Here is a 17,611-nt window from a genome sequence, read left to right on the forward strand (position 1 = left end):
AACATTATGAATAAACTTTTTTCAACACTTCTTGTTACACTCCTTTTACCGTTCTCTATAACAGCACAAACGGTAGAAGTAGACAATTCGTATAGAGTGGGCAAGTTAGAAAACGGACTTACTTATTATATAAAACACAATGCAAAGGAAAAGGGATTAGCCGATTTTTTTATTGCACAACGTGTCGGCTCAATTCTTGAAGAGCCTCGTCAACGTGGTTTAGCCCATTTTTTAGAACACATGGCATTTAATGGTACAAAGCATTTCCAAGGGAAAGGAAACTCATTGGGTATTGTGCCATGGTGTGAAACCATTGGGGTTAAATTCGGAACAAACCTTAACGCTTACACCAGCGTAGACCAGACGGTTTATAATATTTCGGCTGTGCCTGTTAAGCGAGAGGGTATCATAGACTCTACCTTACTCATTTTGCACGACTGGAGTCATTTCCTATTGCTCAACGATGACGAAATTGACAAAGAGCGTGGCGTAATTCATGAAGAATGGCGTACTCGTCGTGCAGGAATGGCTATTCAACGCATGATGGAACGTGTCATGCCAACGATATACAAGGGTACAAAATATGAAGATTGTCTGCCTATCGGCTCAATGGATATAGTGGATAATTTTCCTTATAAAGACTTACGAGACTATTATCAAAAGTGGTATCGTCCGGATTTACAAGCAATAATCATTGTTGGAGATATTGACGTTGATAAAATAGAACAAAAGATTCGCCATACATTTGCTGATATTCCAAAGCCTGAAGACCCAGCAGAACGCATTTACTATCCCGTTCCTGATAACGAAAAAATGATAGTTTCAATTGATAAAGATAGCGAACAACCCATTATGCTCGTTAATCTTTACATGAAACAGGCGGCTACTCCTGACAATGAAAAAAATCTTGTTATTTCCCAGCGCAAGAAATACTTAAGTTCCTTGATTGTCAATATGCTCAACAATCGACTAAACGATATAAAGAAACAAGCAATGCCTCCATTTCATAGTGCTTCGGTTGGCAATGGGCAATTCTTTATTTCAAAAACAAAAGATGCATTTTCGGTGTCATTCGGTTGTTTGCAAGAGAATGTAAAAGGGTCGTTCAATGCAGTTATTGGAGAAGTAGAACGCACTCGCCAACATGGGTTTACTGCAAGCGAACTGCAACGTGCAAAAACTACTTTCCTTAAAGGTGCAGAGCGTAGATATACAGAACGCAACGACCGCCGTAATCGTTCTTTAGTAAAATTGGCTTTGCAAAACTTTTTGAACAATGAACCTATCACATCACCAGAATATGATTACCAACTCATAAAACAATTTAACGCAGAGGTTACTCTTTCTGAAGTCAACCAAGAGGTAACTGAACTTATTACAAACAAGAATCAAGTACTTACCGTTTATGCTCCTTTAAAGGCTGACTTCCCTATCGCAGATGAGGCTACATTCGAGCAATATGTACTTGATGCCCAAGCTAAAAAATATGAGCCTTACGCGGAAGAGATATTACAAGCTAAACTTATTGCCAAATTACCCAAGAAAGGAAAGATAAAAAAGGAAACAGATTGGGACAAGTTTGGTGTAAAGAAACTCGTACTAAGCAATGGCGTAGAGGTTTATGTTAAGAAAACCGATTTTGCTAAAGACGAAATTAATATGCGTTTTTTTGGTGAAGGTGGCACATCTTTATATCCTGATGCTGATGCAATAAACTTTCCTATGCTGTCGAGTGCCATTACTGACGCAGGTGTGGCCAACTTTGACAAGGTAAAATTAGACAGATTGCTGAGCGGAAAAGCTGTTCGCATAGCCCCAAGTATAGGAGTCGAAACACAAGCCATTAATGGCAATTCATCGGTGAAAGATTTTGAAACCATGATGCAACTTACTTATCTTTATTTTACAGCTCCTCGCAAAGATGAAGCAAAATTCAAAGGTAGCATAGAAACCATGCGTTCATTCCTTAAAAACCGAGAAGCCAATCCACAAGTAGCTTATAAAGATTCTGTTACGGCTATTCTTTACGGCAATCACCCACGCCTGCAGCCTATGAAATGTAGTACGCTCGATCGTGTTTCTTACAAGCGTATTTGGCAAATCTACAATGAACGTTTCAGCGATGCCTCTGGATTTAAAATGGTTTTGGTGGGCAATATCGATATGGAAACCTTACGTCCGCTGCTCTGCCAATACATAGCCACACTGCCAAGTAAGGGCAAACATAGCATAGCGAAAGATAGTTATCCGCAAGTACGCAATGTAAACGAAACGCATATCTTTAAAAAGAAGATGAACACACCTTCTACTTTGGTAAGCGTTTTCTATACTTTCGACGAAGCCTTTACTCCAAAAAACGACCTAACTCTCGATGTTTTCAAACGTGTTCTTACCATTGCTTACACCGACTCGGTGCGTGAAGAAAAAGGAGGAACTTATGGTGTGAGCGTACAAAGCGAGTTGGACAATACGGCAAAGCCACACGGATTCCTTAAAATAAGTTTTCGTACCGACCCTGCAAAATACGAAATGCTGATGCCTATCATTTATCAGCAAATAGAAAACATAGCCAACAAAGGACCATTAATGTCAAGCATGGATAAGGTAAAGAAATATTTGCTTAAGGCATACAGTCAATCTATCAATACAAATGGCTATTGGGACTATGTCATCTACAATCGTTTGCGCCACAATGTCGATTTCTTTACAGGCTATGAAGACCTCGTGAAAAGTCTTACACCGCAAGATGTGCAACAAATAGCGAAAGATATTTTGAAATCGAATCGTAGAATAGAAATCACAATGATGTCTGAATAAATGCGTTCTTTTAATGCAAAATAGAACGATACCTATTTGATGGCTTCTAAAATATTGCTGTCTGGTAAAACTTTTATTAATTTCTAAAATAGGGCTGACACTCCTCACAAGGTGTCAGCCCTTTTGGTTACTATAACCCACTTAACTCGAACTAATGCAATTAATAGGGAAATTCCCCCATTGAATAGGGAAAATATCCTCTTTTGTGATTATATTTTTGCTACCTTTGCTAAAGATATTTAAGGTAAAGGTAATGAAAAAGGATATAATTGTTGCTGTGGCTGCGGTCTTTTTAGTCAGCTCTTGCGGTACATACACTGGTTCTGGTGCTTACACTGGAGGTTCATTGGGAAGTATTCTTGGTAGTGCAATCGGTGGAATTGCTGGTGGCGCTCGTGGCTCTGATGTTGGTACTATCATCGGTATGGCTGGGGGAGCGGTTCTCGGGGCCTCTATCGGCGCGCAAAAGGACAAACAAGATCAAGAACAAGTACGCGAACATTACGAAAGGATACAACAGAACAAGGCGCGTGGCTATGATCCATACGCTAAGCAAGAGAAAGCAACAGAGACGCCTGTCACTGATGAGAGTGGGTTCGACTCATCTAACTCTGGCGATGATATTCTCTACGATTTCAACAGCAATGATTACACTGGCAATTACAGTGCCGCCGAGCCATCATCTAAAGTTCCGGCCGAGTCAAGTGTCGAAGATTTGGCCAGTGCCTATCAATATACGCCAAACATTGAAATCACCAATGCCCGGTTCGTTGACGACAACGAGGATGGGATGTTGTCCAGTGGCGAGGTTGGCAAGATTATCTTTGAAGTCATGAACCGTGGCGAACAAACGCTTTACGATGTTCAGCCCTCTGTTTTAGAGACCACCAACAACAAGCACATCACTATCAGCCCGTCCATTCATGTCGAAAGCATCGAACCTGGTGGCGGCATCCGTTACACCGCTCTTGTCAAAGCAGACAAAAGGCTCAAGGACGGTACTTCTGTTTTCGCACTGACCGTATTGCAAGGCAATAGAAGTATCAGCAAGGTCACAGAATTTACCATACCAACTCGAAAATAAATTGACTCGAACTACATTTTTTGACTATTATGGGCAGGGGAATACCTGCCCTTTTTTGTTGCAGAATTTTCCATGAGCTGCGCTTGGATGATAATAGGTGACCTTTTGGTGAGTGAAAGGTCACCTATCGGCTTGCAAAAGGTCATGTTTTGCGATGTGTTAGATATTGTGTTTGTTTTCAGGTAGTTACGTTATGTTGATTTAACGGTGTCGTTGATGGATAAATTGTATTGTCGGTTTGATGATTAGGGATATAAAAAAAATGCGAAAATGTCTGTCGTAAGGCATGTTCGCATATTATATTAATGTGTGGTAGGTTAGCTGATGCAGCTGTTAGTGAGGGCTTTCAGGTGGATACTGTTGGTTGGCGACTCACTGAATAGTATGATGAGGCAATGTTGAAGGAGTTAGGTTGTCTCCAGCATGATGCGTCGTTATGTAAAAGAGTGGGGCAGATGGAGCGGTTATTCGAAGATGTTGGTAACGCCTTCTTTCACCTTTTTAAAGAAGTTGGTCCAACTCTTGGATTCGGTTTCCTTTTGGGGCTGATGCTTACCTGTGTTTGAGTTGGGCGACTCAGTATTTTTCTGAGTATTTGTTTTTGGTTTCTTTTGAATGCTTTTTCGGGCTATCTTTTTGGGTTGCTCGGTGTTGTTGTCCTCTTTCCATTCGGGTATGAACTCGTAGCATACACCAGCCAGACCGTATTCAATATCAGGCATTTGGATTGACTTTGGCTCTGCAGCGTACGGTATTTCTGTTTCCTTGGGCAATCTCTCTACCTTGATGTAGGCAACTCCACTTGAAATCATGCCAATCTCCTTGGCTGCAGCATAGGAAAGATCGACTATGCGTCCCCGTACGAATGGGCCGCGGTCGGTAACCCTCACTACTACGGAGCGTCCGTTGCGTGTGTTGGTGACCTTCAGCTTGGTTCCGAAGGGCAGTGTGCGGTGTGCGCAGGTAAAGCCTTTGCTGTTGTAACGCTCGCCATTGCTCATCTTGCGCCCGTGGAGCCTGTTGCTATAATAAGAGGCTTTACCACTCGTCTGTGCGTTGCACAGTGACGAGATGGTAAAGCCTACGAATGATGTTAATACTATTAGGAGAATTCTGATTTTCTTCATAAGTTTTATGTTTAGTTCAGCCTTCTCCCGTTGTATGTCGTCCCCACTCACGCAATGTGAGTGGGCGACGGAGAAAGCTTATTAGATTACGCCTTGTTCAAGCATTGCCTGAGCAACCTTCATGAAGCCAGCAATGTTGGCACCCTTAACGTAGTCGACGCTACCGTCTTTCTGAGTACCAAACTTAACGCACTGCTCGTGGATGCTTTCCATAATCCAGTGGAGTTTAGCATCAACTTCAGCAGGAGCCCAGTTCAAGTGAGCTGCGTTCTGTGTCATTTCAAGACCAGATGTAGCCACACCACCTGCGTTAACAGCCTTGCCTGGAGCAAAGAGAATGCCGTTCTTCTGGAAGAAGTGGATAGCGCCTGGCTGGCAACCCATGTTTGAAACCTCGCAGCAGCACCAGCATCCGTTAGCTTTCAGCTCCTTAGCGTCGTCTTCGCTGAGCTCGTTTTGGAATGCACAAGGGAGTGCGATGTCAACAGGAATGCTCCAAGCCTTCTTGCCAGCTATGAATTTAGCCTTGCCTGGGAACTTAGTAGCCATATCTTCAACCTTGTTGCGGTTTGAAGAACGCATTTCGAGCATGTAGTCGATCATCTCAGGAGTGATGCCTTCTGGGATTTCGCATACACCATCAGGACCAGAGATAGCAACTACCTTGCCACCGAGCTCTGTTGCCTTTTTAGCGGCACCCCAAGCAACGTTGCCGAAGCCTGAGAGAGCGATCTTCTTGCCCTTGATGTCCTTGCCAGCCTTCTTGAGGAGGTGTTCTGTGAAATAGAGGGCACCGTAACCTGTTGCTTCAGGACGGAAGAAAGATCCACCCCATGTCAGACCCTTACCTGTGAGCACGCCTGTGTGATACTGACGTGTGAGTTTCTGGTACATACCGTTCATGTAACCGATTTCGCGGCCACCAACGCCTACGTCACCAGCAGGGATATCCTGATCTGGGCCGATATTGTGCCTCAATTCGAGCATGAAGGCCTGGCAGAAGCGCATGATTTCAGCGTCAGACTTGCCCACTGGGTCGAAGTCAGAACCACCTTTACCACCACCCATAGGCAATGTTGTGAGCGCATTCTTGAAAGTCTGCTCGAAACCGAGGAACTTCAACATTGAAGGAGTAACTGCCTTGTGGAAGCGGAGACCACCTTTGTACGGGCCAATAGCGCTGTTGAACTGTACGCGATAGCCGAGGTTTGTCTGTACTTCGCCCTTGTCGTCAATCCATGTCACACGGAAAGTGAAGATACGCTCAGGCTCAACCATTCTTTCGATGATTTTTGCCTTCTCGTACTCAGGGTGCTGATTGTACACTTCTTCAATAGACTCAAGTACTTCCTGCACTGCCTGCAAGTACTCTGCTTCTCCTGGATGCTTCTGCTCCAGAGTTTTCATAATTTTAACAACTTCCATAGTAATTGTAATTTAAAATGTTTATGTTAGTGTCAGTTTGTCAAATGATACCGCAAATTTATCCAAATTAAATCAAAACACCAAAGAAAATCGTGTCTTTTTCTTCCCATCGCCAACAATATGTAATTTATTGATGCCAATTAGCTCAAGCTGTATTTTGCAAAAGAATAAAAAAAATATCAGTTTTGCAACTAAAAAGCATCAATGCAAGTGTTTATTTTGTATTTTTGTCGAAATTTAAGCCTTGGTAATTGCAGAAGTGCTTTTATGTGAAATATTTAATTTTCCTGACGAAAGTACGCATTTTAAAATTTGAATCAACTCTTTTAGCAAAGTGTCCAACCTATGTCAATATAATAAGTAGGTGTCACACGATTTCCAGCGAGTAGTGCTGATAGTCCCTTACTATTGTGTAGAGGAATTTTTCCGCACTCGTTTTGTCATAGGAAATTCCGAGCATACTGTGCACTTTCTCGGCCAATAATTCTATTCTGTTGTTGCGTTCTTGCCCATAGTCAGAGTTGAGGGCTCGTTGGATGACGTCAATCTGGTTGAGAGTGAGGTCCTCTGCTTGCGGATAAACTGGCATATAGTTGCGCTCCAGATAAGAGAACTCGTCGAGCGAGACCTGCAATTGCCGGTAATTGTTCAGCTTGATGACCATCGTGCCTGCGGCGAGGTCGCCTAACCGTTGGCTGTTCTTGGTGAGGAGGATGGCTAATGCGCCCACTCCCATCATGTCAATGTCGATGATTTGCAACAGCCAACGCATGAAATAGTCGCCTATGGTGGGTGTGCTGCCATCTATTTTCACCACTTTAATATGCATGATCATCTTGCCGAGGCTCTGTCCGTTGTTGAAGAGCTCGAAGAGAAACGAATAGAGGATTGCAGGAAGAAAAACAAAGATGTAATAGCGGTTAATAGTGATGGCTTGTTCCATCAGCAGAATTATTCCAATGGCATAGGCAACCACTATGATGGCGTCTATTCCTCTTGCCACAAGGCGTGTCCCGATGCTGGCTGCGGTTTGGTTGATGCGAACGTATTGTCCCGTAATGATATTGGATTCAGGCATGATCGTTGTCAAAAGAATTTCTGTTTTCTGTTGCAAATATAAGAATAAATCTGTACTTTTGCTCCTAAACTAAAGTAAAAGTACGGTCAGACCTCTAATTTTATGAAAGAGATATTGTTCATCCGGAATAACATTGACAAGTGGAGAGCTACGGAAAGCGTTGTGGATAAAGCCACGAACGATTCACCGGACCACCTTGCCGATGTCTATACCGACCTGACGGCTGACCTTGCCTTTGCACAAACCCACTATCCCAACTCACGAATCACGGCTTATTTGAACAACCTTGCCTCGGCCTTGCACAACGAGATATATCGGAACAAGCGCGAGAAGTGGACAAGATTGATAACTTTCTGGTCGCAAGAAGTGCCCGATGTGATGTGGAACGAACGACGGTTGCTCCTGATTTCCTTCCTGATTTTCGCCGTAAGTGACTTTGTCGGAGTGGTTTCAACGATCGGCGACAGTGATTTTCCCCGTCTTATTATGGGCGATGCCTATATGGACATGACGATGGAGAACATCAAGGCTGGACATCCGATGGGTGTTTATGGGTTGTCTCCCTCGGATTCCATGTTCTGGCAAATCACCTTCAATAATATAATGGTGTCGTTCAATATCTTCGTGTCAGGTCTGCTCACAAGTTTCATTCCTGGATTGATACTCTTTCAGAATGGTTTGATGATCGGTTGCTTCGATACTTTCTTCTATCAACAGGGGCTTCTTGGCGAAAGCCTCATGGCAACCATGCTTCATGGCACGCTTGAGCTGTCGTCCATCATAGTGGCTGGTGCCGCTGGCTTGGCAATGGGTAATGGATGGCTCTTCCCTGGTACGTATTCCCGTCTTGAGAGCTTCAAGTGTGGTGCACGGCGAGGCATGAAAATAGTGGCTGGGACAGTACCTTTGTTTATCATAGCAGGATTCATTGAGAGTTTTCTCACACGGCATACAGACATGGGCGACGAGCTTCGGCTGACCATCATAGCCCTTTCGGCGATATTTGTCGTATTTTATTTTATTTATTTACCTTATAAACGTAATCACAATGCAGATAGAACGCCCCAAAATTCAACTCTATAAAGTTCGCTCTTTCGGCGATAAGTTTTCAGATACTTTCGACTTTCTCAAGGAAAACAGCAAATTATGGTTGAAAGGATGTTTGTATCTGCTCCTTCCTCTTAGCCTGTTGCAAGCGTTTTCGCTGAATTATTTGACCTCCATCTTTTCGGATATGGCAGTCAATGAGGCGGTAAACATAGGGGATTCCCTTGTCGTAAAACTAATCATATCTTATGTTTCTTATTTCATCTTTATCTTGATAGGAAGCATTCTCTTGGCGGCTTTTACCTATGCGATGATGCGTCATTACCACGAAAATGACGAACGACTGCGAGGGGTCACACTGAAAGACCTCAAACCGAAAATCATTAAGGCTGCCAAGCGTTCCCTCATTATGGGTTTAACTTTGGGAACGATTGTGTTGTTGTTATATGCGGTGTTTGGTCTGATAGTCTATCTTACGGAATGGTGGGGGATTCTCTTACTGCTTGTTTTGCTGGTTGTGGTCGCTATCGTACCCCTGTCATTGGCATACCCTATTTATATCTTCGAGGACAATCAGACAGTGTTCAACTCTCTTAGGCAAAGCATAAGGCTAACGGCGCATCATTTTTGGGCTATCTTGGGCTTTTTGCTTGTGTTGAATATCCTTGCGAATGTCATTCAGGGGTGTTTCATGCTGCCATGGTACATCATGTTCTTGGTGAAAGCCCTGTTTGTGGTAAGCGACAATGAGAATCCCATAGTCAATTCATCCATCTTCAGCTTCGCTCTCTACCTTTTTGCTGTGATTCAGACTTTCGGAATGTATCTCTCAATGTCACTGAACACAATAGGACTGGGTTATCAGTACGGTAGCTTGGCTGAGGAAATGGACGATGTCTCGGTAGATGAGGACATACAACGCTTTGAGGAAATGTCTGCCAAAAGCAAGGAAATAGATAATTTTGAGGACTTAGTCTAACTGCTTTGCCAATGCTCTCACAGCTCAAGGACACCCTAACGTGCGACAGTTCACTACTTCATCAGTTTCAGTCTGATGAGGCTTACAACTATGCTCGTGAGCTTGAAGCACCAGACAGCAGCTTGTTTGGATGGATTCTTCAGCAGATAAGCCGTTTCCTCGATGATGTGTTCTCCATCAAGTCCGATGGTGACGTGCGGATTTTGCTCTACATTCTTGTGGCGTTGACCCTGTTGGGCGTGGTAGGATATTTGCTCTGGCGCTACAAACCGGCCCTTTTCAGAACAGAAGGACGGTCGTCGAAAAATGCTTTCGAGGAGAACAACATCTACGGCATTGACTTTGAGGCGGAGTTTGATAAGGCCCGGCGACTCAATGATTACAATCGGTGTGTGTGTATCATCTATTTGCAGACGCTTCGCTGGTTGGCCGATAATCATCGCATAAACTGGCAGATATACAAGACTCCGACACAATACACCAAGGAATTCCTTTTGCCTGCTTTCGTTCGTTTCACAAATCTCTTTATGCGAGTTCGCTATGGAAATTATCAGGCTGACGGTGGCCAAGTGGCTTTGATGTTGGGGTTACAGAAAGAAATAACGGAAGGAGGGCAGTCATGAACCGTAAGTTTGTTTTGGGTGTTTTGGCTTTCCTTGTGTTTGTGTTTGTCCTCCAATGGAATGCTCCCAGCAAGTTTGTCTGGCAACCCACCTACCTCCACACCGACCGTCAGCCCTTTGGTTGTGCCGTATTCGACTCACTGGTGCAGAGTTCACTATCTCAAGACTATTCTGTCACCAACAAAACCTTGCCCCAACTGCTGTCAGAAGGTAAGCAACCTCGTGCAATAATGGTAAATGCCATCAACTTCACACCGACCGTAACAGACTTGAAAGCTATGAAACAGTTGCTTCGCAGAGGAAATAAAATCATGTTGGTGGTGCACGACTATAGACCAGAGAGCAGGTGTGTAGATGTAATTCCTGTCTGGATTGACAGTTATGGTACCTTCAGCCCACGTATGGTGCAAATCAGTCTGCAGCAGATGGGCGATCCTATGGATACCCTTTGGTGGGCGGACCAAAAACCTTATCAGAAACGAATGTTCCGCGTTTACTATCCATTGATGAGTGGTGGCTTTGAATACAGAAAGAGAATAGAGTGTGACACCTTGCTGCAATACAGAAAGCTGGAGACCGAACCTGCCGACACGCAGGCCATGCAGCCTACAACCGAGGATTGGCAACCAAAGATAATCTCCATGCACATAGGCAAGGGTACGCTTTTGCTTAATGCTGTCCCGCAGTTGTTCACCAATTACGGGATACTTGATAAGGATATCAATCCGTTGATTTTTCGGACCATATCACAGTTTGGCAACATGGAGGTGGTGAGGACGCAAGCCTATCTGCCGAAATTGTCCAGCGGATCAAACTCTCCGTTGAGCTATTTCTTAGAGAAGGAGCCACTCCGATGGGCTGTCTATCTTGCTCTCTTCGGACTCCTGCTTTTCTTTGTCTTCACGGCACGTCGTCGCCAGCGTGTCATCCCCGTTGTTACACCACCAGAAAACAAATCGCTTGAGTTTGTGAAGCTCATCGGAACCCTTTATCATCAGCACCACGACAATCGCGACCTCCTGACAAAGAAGTGTAATTACTTTGCAGAAACCATCCGTCGCAGTATCATGGCCGACATTATGGCCGATGAAGAGCAGCGCGAAACGGTTACGCTGATAACCAACCACACGGGGCTGACCCGTCAGGAAGTGGAAAATACCTTACTGAAAATAAGAAAGCTGAAAGATGCCGCCAAGATATCAGACTCCGAACTGAAAGAGCTTGTTGACGCTATGGACAAAATATTGAACCAATTATAAATGCAATAGAAGATTATGGAAGAGAATACAGTTGAACGAACCGACCTGACCGTTTTCAGTGGCAAGATTGCTGAGGTACGTCAGCAGATAGGCAATGTGATTGTAGGACAGCAACAGGCTGTTGACCTCATACTGACGGCAATCCTCGCCGATGGACATGTGCTCATTGAGGGTGTGCCGGGTGTCGCAAAGACACTGCTGGCACGTCTGGTCTCAAAATTGATTGATGCCCGTTTCTCGCGCATTCAATTCACACCCGACCTGATGCCGAGTGATGTTCTCGGAACAACAGTGTTCAACATGCAGACCTCACAGTTCGATTTCCACGAAGGACCGGTTTTCTCGCAACTTGTTTTGGTGGATGAAATCAACCGCGCCCCAGCCAAGACACAGGCCGCCCTCTTCGAGGTGATGGAGGAACGACAGGTCACCATCGACGGCACGACAAGGCAGATGGGCGACCTATATACAATCATTGCCACGCAGAATCCCGTCGAACAAGAAGGTACATATCGCCTTCCCGAAGCGCAGCTCGACCGTTTCTTGTTTAAAGTGACGATGGATTATCCTTCTTTGGAGGACGAAATAAACATATTGAAGCGTCATCAGGCCAAACGAAACCTCGTCCGCCTTGAAGGTGTGCGGCCTGTTCTCTCCATCGATGAATTGCTTGGCATGCGCAAGATGCTTGAGAAAGTCTATGTCGAAGAGAGTCTCATTGGCTACATTGCCTCCATTGTTCAGCGGTCGCGCACCTCAAAGGCAGTCTATCTCGGAGCGAGCCCCCGTGCGTCGGTGGCCATTCTCAACGCCTCCAAGGCCTATGCTCTTCTCAATGGCCGCGACTTCGTTGCGCCAGACGACATCAAGTTTGTAGCGCCGAGTGTACTTCAGCACCGTCTCATGCTCACCGCTGAGGCGGAGATGGAAGGCTACACACCGCTGAAGGTTGCCCAGCGGCTGATAGAGAAGGTGGAAGTGCCCAAGTAAGGAACGAAAAATTTCCCAATTCTTTTAACTCTTCATCATCAGAAAAGATTATCCATGTACCTATCTCGAAGGTTTTACATCTTGTTGACGGCCAATGCTCTGATTATCGGACTTGGTTTTGCTTTTCCTCTGTTGTTCACGATAGGGAAAGGATTGTTGTGTGCTTTTCTGGCAATTTTGCTGACCGATGCTGTGCTTCTCTATTATAAAAAGGCCGTTAAAGCAACGCGCGAGTGTGCCGACCGCCTGTCAAATGGCGATGACAACAAAGTGTTAATCAAGGTTGAGAGTGCCTATCCGTTTATGATTAGGACGACGGTCATCGATGAGACACCCGCAATCTTTCAGCGCAGAGACGTGGAATACCGTCTCGTCATCCCCGCACATGAAGTCCGCCGACTTACCTACACGTTGCGCCCTGTCAGACGGGGAGAATATAACTTTGGCAAGATACGTATCTTTGCCCGTACCATGCTGGGGTTGGTGGAGCGCCGATACACAGAGGGCGAGGACAAAAATGTGAAAGTCTATCCTTCCTATCTCATGCTGAACCATTACGAACTGTTGGCCATGAGCAACAACCTCACTGATATGGGCATCAAACGCATCCGTCGTGTGGGCAACAACACTGAGTTCGAGCAGATAAAGGAGTATGTGAAAGGCGACGAATACCGTTCCATCAATTGGAAGGCCAGTGCCCGTCGCAATCAGTTGATGGTGAATGTCTATCAAGAGGAACGGTCGCAACAGGTCTATTCGGTGATAGACAAAGGACGCGTCATGCAACAAGCGTTCAATGGTATGACGCTTTTGGACTATAGTATCAATGCGTCGCTGGTGCTTTCCTATGTTGCCATTCACCGGGAGGACAAGGCCGGACTGATAACCTTCTCCGATAATCTCGACACATTGCTCACCCCGTCTCGCCGTCCAGGGCAAATGCAGCACATTCTCGGTGCTCTCTACAATCAGCGGACCAATTTCAGCGAGACCGACTTCAGCAATCTTTGTGTAAATGTGAACAAACAAATCAGCAAACGGAGCCTACTGGTTCTCTACACCAACTTTTCGGGAATGTCGGCCCTGCAGCGGCAGTTGTCTTACCTGAAGATGCTCAGCCGACGCCATCGCCTGCTGGTGGTTTTCTTTGAGGATTCGGAATTGAACGACTTTATTAAGTCCGACAAACGCACCACGGAGGATTATTACCAGCATGTCATAGCTGAGAAATTCGCCTACGAGAAACGTCTCATTGTCACAAAACTCCAACAGCATGGCATCCTAAGTCTGCTGACAAGGCCCGAAGCGCTCAGCATAGATGTCATTAATAAGTACCTGGAATTGAAGCAAAGACAAATGCTGTCGTAAAAATCCCAATAAATAAGGATTGCGAGTGTTTTCCATATTGTTTACTTTTGCATCCGTTTTCAGACTCGAAAAAACTTCAAACAATATGAGAATCAAAACAAATTTACGAAAACTGACATGCCTTTTACTGCTGTCGATGGCTGGTGTTTCGGCCATGGCTGCCGACTACGTGCATGTCAAGGTCAGCGATGTTGACGGAACGGCGACGTTCTTCGCATTAGCCGACAAACCTGTAGTGTCTTTCACATCCGATTTTCTGGTACTTACGACCAAAAAGCAAACGGTTCAGTATCCCATTGCCGATTATCGTAAGATTGAATTTACAGAAGCCGCTGGCATAACATCGGTTGATGCCAGCTCCAAAACAGGCATCTTTACCATCGGCAGCTCCCTTAAGGGTGAGCAACTCCCAGCTGGCCGCAAGGTGACGGTCTATGCCGTCAACGGCGAGGTGATTGGCAGCGCAACCGCAAGTCAGTGCGGAACAGTTGAGATACCACTCAACGGAAAGTCTGGCATATTTATCGTAAAAACATATTCTAAAACATTCAAATTCATCGTTAAATGAAAAAAATATTTTTACTCCTCGTTGTTGTCCTGACGGCAGCTTCTTATACCCATGCACAAACAGTAGTCGTAAACAAGAACGACGGTACGTCGGTAACATTTAATGCCAGCGACATCAAGAGCATTGCGTTTAGTCCTGTCGCTGAAAACACAATCGAAGGGGCATATATAGGAAAGAACTCGCTGATAGCATTCGGAATGGGGCCTTACAATGTTGAGAATGCCACCTATACTATCAGCAAGAATGCCGATGGCACTATCAATGTAACAAGTTCAAAGGAAACCTACACTGGGACACCGATGGGCGACATCGTCCTTGACACCTACACCATCAGCAATTTGGCTTTCGACGCTGCGAAGAACGCTTACTTCCGCGATTACAGGAATGATGGTATCAAGTTCACCTGCAAACTGGGGATACTCCCTGAAAAGCAGTATGAGGCGAAAAAACTTGGCAACATGACAGTGTCGTTCGATGAACAAGGCGGAGTAACCATACTCAATAATTACCAACTGGGCACTTCTCCAGCTGCCATCAACGCTACATTTACTGGGAAAAAGTAGGCCTACGGATTATCAGCACTTACGCAAGGTTGATGAAACCATAAAAAAGGAAATGAGAACGCTGCTTCTCGTTTCCTTTTTTTATCCAAATCGCTCGTCTGGGGCAGTACTGATTTTATTTGATTGCGAGCAGTTTGTTTATCGTTCTTTTTAAATGACCGATATGGTCTTATTCTCATGAGTTGTCATAGAGTTTCATGCTGAACAGTGATTGGTCATTGACGCCGTACACAAAGCAAAGTTTTCGATACCGAATGGGGATCTGCGATTCGATGTTTGGTTGGAGGTGAATATCCTTTCCTAAGCTATCGCATCATAAGATAATTCTTAAACTACAACTGATTGAAAATAAATAAGTTACCTTGTTGATAAGACTAAACTGGTAACGATTTAGAAACGAGCGAGCTACCTGGCTTCGCTGTTTTCTGCCTAACAAAGAACGCTTGTTATTCTGTTTGCAAAGATAATACTTTGTTACCGAATAGCAAGCGTTTTTGATGAGATATTCTTTATTATGCACTTTTTGTATGCTATGTTTATATTCCCCTTCCACGTTTCTTCTTTCTGTTAGCTTGGTATCTGAGTTTGCGCTGCCATGCAGCTTCGGTTAAGTCATTGCCTTGTGTACTTGGTGTAATTAAATCGCCTAACCCTTCCACCGCTTCATCGGCTGCGCTAACGATGGTGTCTGCCACTGCACCAATGGGATTCTGCACTTGTGAGGTATCATTGTCTCGTGAGATAGAGGAGCGGCTTGGAGGTACAAGTTGGTAACCTGTATCAGATTGTTCTCTCTTTTCTGTCGGCTCTTGTACTGTTAGATGTGGTTTCCTTGTTTCTTCCTTGTTGGTTGTTTCAAAGTCATTCTGCAAGGAATGGTAGCCGAACTCCCTGCCGATTTCGGAAGCCTTGAAGGATTGCCCTGCGTATGAGAACTTCAAGCCATATACCTTGCCCTGCTTGTTCTTCATACGCTCTATGGTAATGCCGTTTTTGTTCAATTCATAAAGGAACATGGAATGCCCCGTGACGCCTGTTCCTTTGTACTTGTCAAGCAAGGTGTAGCAAATCTTCTGCACCTGCTGTTTTGTTTGCTCTCTTGTAGGGCTGGCTTTTTCCTTTTGGTGTTTCCTTTCTGCCTTGACCTCTTTTGCAATGGTCAAGCCTTTCTCCCTGCTGATTTCCTCTGCCACCCTTGCAGCCCTGTTGCTCACAAAAGTAGTATCATAGACCTCTCCATACAGACTGATGCGGTTGGCGATGATGTGAATGTGCGTGTTGTCGGTGTCCTTGTGCGTTACTGCCACCCATTGGTGGTTGTCAAGTCCCATTCGCTTGGCAAACAAATGTGCTATCCACATATATTCGGACACAGACAGCTTTTTCTCGTCCTGCGGTGCGATGCCAATTTCGATACGGAGAAACTTGTTCCTGCAACGGCTGTTGTAGTTACTGACCACTTTCATTTCCTCATAGATAGTCTTTGGATCTCTGCTGCAAAGATTGTGGAATGCAAGCCGACTACCGAGTTTGCCTTCCCTGAAAATATAGTCCAAAGCTGTGCTTCCGTGCGCTATCGCCTTGCATTTACCTATCATTTTTTGTTAGATTTAAGACCTTATATATTTCATCATCCACCCGAAAATGCGGGTCGTAAAACCGCTTAAATGCCTCTTTGGCACATAGCGAAAGGTTCTTGGTGATATGTAGCCAATCCTCGTCCTTGAGCTTGATGAGATTGGAAATCTGCCCATAGAACCTTCCTGTATGTTGGAGAATGACAATGGCTTCCCTCTCATTGTCTGTCATCTTGGGAACGGCTGTTACTTCTCCGTTAAGGAGTATTTCCCGACAATAATCGGAGAATTTCCGTCCCGTGCTTTCCGCTCTTGATTTGATACGCTTCTTCTCTTCACTGGTACATCTTACCTTGATGAACTCCGTTTTGTTCATCCGCTGTTCTTCTTTATCTTGTTGCTGCCATCGGGCAGCTTTTCCTTTATATCTGTTCATATAAGTTTCCTTGAAAGTTTATCATTGTAGATGATTTATTATCTCTTAATTCCTAAATACTGACCGATGAGAACGGAGTGATTACGGTCTTATCTCCCCGATAGTCTGACGAGGGGAGCAAGGGCAGTTTGTGGGTACAAACTGACGTCTTGCAATATCAGCTAACGAAACGTTTACGCACAAGGCGTTTTGCTGCCGAAAAGTGAATGCCGTGCATTCTGTGTTTAACTGCGTTCGTGGTGTTCCCATCATTCAGTATGTTTGACAAATGTCTGTTGTTATGTTCTCTAAAAAAGGGTTGAGGGTTTTGAGTGGAATAATAGCCCCTTTTCCCAAAAGTCCTCGTTCCCTTTTCCTGTGCCTCACAGCTTTCTCCACTTCTCTATGTCCTCACCATACTCCTCCAAATGAATGCGCACGATGTTCTCCACGAAACTTGAAAGGTTGCTGCCCCTGTCGCCCAATCTGCGCACGATGAAGTCGGCACGCTCCTGCGTTTCTCGGCTCAGATAGACCGCTTTTCGGTTGCTTAGTTTTGTTGGAACAAGGTAGGCCTGCTTGTAGGATTCGAGCGTTTCCTTTCTCATTTTGGCACTGATGCGCCTTTGAACGGTTGCATTCTCTGTATGCTGTGCAGGTTCAGAGTGCGTAGTGTTCTCTGTGTCCTGTT

At 44.8% G+C, this 17,611-nt stretch carries 16 protein-coding genes; 10 read left to right on the forward strand and 6 right to left on the reverse strand.

Annotated elements, in window-relative coordinates; translation table 11 throughout:
• Nucleotides 1-6 precede the first annotated feature (6 nt).
• Entirely contained in the window at nt 7-2,817 is a 2,811-nt protein-coding gene (locus tag H515_RS0106570) for a M16 family metallopeptidase (RefSeq protein WP_025877229.1), read from the forward strand.
• Between the two features lie 253 nt (nt 2,818-3,070).
• On the forward strand, nt 3,071-3,901 hold the full coding sequence (locus H515_RS0106575; RefSeq protein WP_028901744.1) for a hypothetical protein: 831 nt from the start codon (nt 3,071-3,073) through the stop codon (nt 3,899-3,901).
• Between the two features lie 464 nt (nt 3,902-4,365).
• On the opposite strand, the gene H515_RS0106580 is transcribed toward H515_RS0106575, so the two are convergent.
• The 3 genes from H515_RS0106580 to H515_RS0106590 form a co-directional block, all read right to left on the reverse strand.
• Entirely contained in the window at nt 4,366-5,028 is a 663-nt protein-coding gene (locus tag H515_RS0106580) for a septal ring lytic transglycosylase RlpA family protein (RefSeq protein ID WP_025877227.1), read from the reverse strand.
• A gap of 81 nt (nt 5,029-5,109) precedes the next feature.
• Nucleotides 5,110-6,453: an NADP-specific glutamate dehydrogenase gene (gene gdhA, locus H515_RS0106585; protein ID WP_025877225.1), complete on the reverse strand. Its 1,344-nt coding sequence runs from the start codon at nt 6,451-6,453 to the stop codon at nt 5,110-5,112.
• A 367-nt stretch (nt 6,454-6,820) separates the two neighbouring features.
• Complete coding sequence (locus H515_RS0106590) at nt 6,821-7,531, reverse strand: RDD family protein (RefSeq protein WP_025877223.1); 711 nt, start codon at nt 7,529-7,531, stop codon at nt 6,821-6,823.
• 102 nt (nt 7,532-7,633) lie between these two features.
• Here H515_RS0106590 and H515_RS0106595 point away from each other — a divergent pair, with 102 nt between their 5' ends.
• From H515_RS0106595 to H515_RS0106630, 8 genes are all read left to right on the forward strand, one after another.
• Nucleotides 7,634-8,614, forward strand: a complete 981-nt coding sequence (locus H515_RS0106595) for a stage II sporulation protein M (protein ID WP_025877221.1) — start codon at nt 7,634-7,636, stop codon at nt 8,612-8,614.
• Entirely contained in the window at nt 8,580-9,557 is a 978-nt protein-coding gene (locus H515_RS0106600) for a hypothetical protein (RefSeq protein ID WP_025877219.1), read from the forward strand. The genes H515_RS0106595 and H515_RS0106600 overlap by 35 nt, the downstream gene beginning before the upstream one ends.
• Before the next feature lie 11 nt (nt 9,558-9,568).
• Nucleotides 9,569-10,180 carry a DUF4129 domain-containing protein gene (locus H515_RS0106605; RefSeq protein WP_025877217.1) on the forward strand — a complete coding sequence of 204 codons (612 nt, stop codon included), beginning with the start codon at nt 9,569-9,571 and terminating at the stop codon, nt 10,178-10,180.
• Nucleotides 10,177-11,439: a DUF4350 domain-containing protein gene (locus H515_RS0106610; protein ID WP_028901745.1), complete on the forward strand. Its 1,263-nt coding sequence runs from the start codon at nt 10,177-10,179 to the stop codon at nt 11,437-11,439. Before H515_RS0106605 ends, H515_RS0106610 begins: the two co-directional genes overlap by 4 nt.
• Before the next feature lie 15 nt (nt 11,440-11,454).
• Complete coding sequence (locus H515_RS0106615) at nt 11,455-12,429, forward strand: AAA family ATPase (RefSeq protein WP_028901746.1); 975 nt, start codon at nt 11,455-11,457, stop codon at nt 12,427-12,429.
• Nucleotides 12,430-12,483: 54 nt separating this feature from the next.
• A complete protein-coding gene (locus H515_RS0106620) occupies nt 12,484-13,797 on the forward strand; it encodes a DUF58 domain-containing protein (RefSeq protein WP_025877215.1) in 1,314 nt (437 codons plus the stop codon).
• Nucleotides 13,798-13,882: 85 nt separating this feature from the next.
• On the forward strand, nt 13,883-14,365 hold the full coding sequence (locus tag H515_RS0106625; protein ID WP_025877213.1) for a hypothetical protein: 483 nt from the start codon (nt 13,883-13,885) through the stop codon (nt 14,363-14,365).
• Entirely contained in the window at nt 14,362-14,928 is a 567-nt protein-coding gene (locus H515_RS0106630) for a calycin-like domain-containing protein (protein ID WP_025877211.1), read from the forward strand. The genes H515_RS0106625 and H515_RS0106630 overlap by 4 nt, the downstream gene beginning before the upstream one ends.
• Before the next feature lie 536 nt (nt 14,929-15,464).
• Here H515_RS0106630 and H515_RS0106635 read toward each other — a convergent pair.
• From H515_RS0106635 to H515_RS0106645, 3 genes are all read right to left on the reverse strand, one after another.
• On the reverse strand, nt 15,465-16,526 hold the full coding sequence (locus H515_RS0106635; protein WP_025877208.1) for a relaxase/mobilization nuclease domain-containing protein: 1,062 nt from the start codon (nt 16,524-16,526) through the stop codon (nt 15,465-15,467).
• A complete protein-coding gene (locus H515_RS0106640; RefSeq protein WP_025877206.1) occupies nt 16,516-16,941 on the reverse strand; it encodes a plasmid mobilization protein in 426 nt (141 codons plus the stop codon). Before H515_RS0106640 ends, H515_RS0106635 begins: the two co-directional genes overlap by 11 nt.
• Before the next feature lie 362 nt (nt 16,942-17,303).
• Nucleotides 17,304-17,611 (reverse strand): DUF3408 domain-containing protein (locus H515_RS0106645; RefSeq protein ID WP_028901747.1); only part of this gene is annotated, 308 nt, incomplete at its 5' end.

The sequence above is a fragment of the Prevotella corporis DSM 18810 = JCM 8529 genome (genome assembly GCF_000430525.1).
Taxonomy (GTDB): Bacteria; Bacteroidota; Bacteroidia; order Bacteroidales; family Bacteroidaceae; genus Prevotella; species Prevotella corporis.

Bases quoted from the DNA above. Each gene is read 5' to 3' on its own strand.
- H515_RS0106570 (WP_025877229.1), top strand. From the start codon at position 7: ATGAATAAACTTTTTTCAACACTTCTTGTTACACTCCTTTTACCGTTC.
- H515_RS0106575 (WP_028901744.1), top strand. From the start codon at position 3,071: ATGAAAAAGGATATAATTGTTGCTGTGGCTGCGGTCTTTTTAGTCAGC.
- H515_RS0106580 (WP_025877227.1), bottom strand. From the start codon at position 5,028: ATGAAGAAAATCAGAATTCTCCTAATAGTATTAACATCATTCGTAGGC.
- gdhA (WP_025877225.1), bottom strand. From the start codon at position 6,453: ATGGAAGTTGTTAAAATTATGAAAACTCTGGAGCAGAAGCATCCAGGA.
- H515_RS0106590 (WP_025877223.1), bottom strand. From the start codon at position 7,531: ATGCCTGAATCCAATATCATTACGGGACAATACGTTCGCATCAACCAA.
- H515_RS0106595 (WP_025877221.1), top strand. From the start codon at position 7,634: ATGAAAGAGATATTGTTCATCCGGAATAACATTGACAAGTGGAGAGCT.
- H515_RS0106600 (WP_025877219.1), top strand. From the start codon at position 8,580: ATGCAGATAGAACGCCCCAAAATTCAACTCTATAAAGTTCGCTCTTTC.
- H515_RS0106605 (WP_025877217.1), top strand. From the start codon at position 9,569: ATGCTCTCACAGCTCAAGGACACCCTAACGTGCGACAGTTCACTACTT.
- H515_RS0106610 (WP_028901745.1), top strand. From the start codon at position 10,177: ATGAACCGTAAGTTTGTTTTGGGTGTTTTGGCTTTCCTTGTGTTTGTG.
- H515_RS0106615 (WP_028901746.1), top strand. From the start codon at position 11,455: ATGGAAGAGAATACAGTTGAACGAACCGACCTGACCGTTTTCAGTGGC.
- H515_RS0106620 (WP_025877215.1), top strand. From the start codon at position 12,484: ATGTACCTATCTCGAAGGTTTTACATCTTGTTGACGGCCAATGCTCTG.
- H515_RS0106625 (WP_025877213.1), top strand. From the start codon at position 13,883: ATGAGAATCAAAACAAATTTACGAAAACTGACATGCCTTTTACTGCTG.
- H515_RS0106630 (WP_025877211.1), top strand. From the start codon at position 14,362: ATGAAAAAAATATTTTTACTCCTCGTTGTTGTCCTGACGGCAGCTTCT.
- H515_RS0106635 (WP_025877208.1), bottom strand. From the start codon at position 16,526: ATGATAGGTAAATGCAAGGCGATAGCGCACGGAAGCACAGCTTTGGAC.
- H515_RS0106640 (WP_025877206.1), bottom strand. From the start codon at position 16,941: ATGAACAGATATAAAGGAAAAGCTGCCCGATGGCAGCAACAAGATAAA.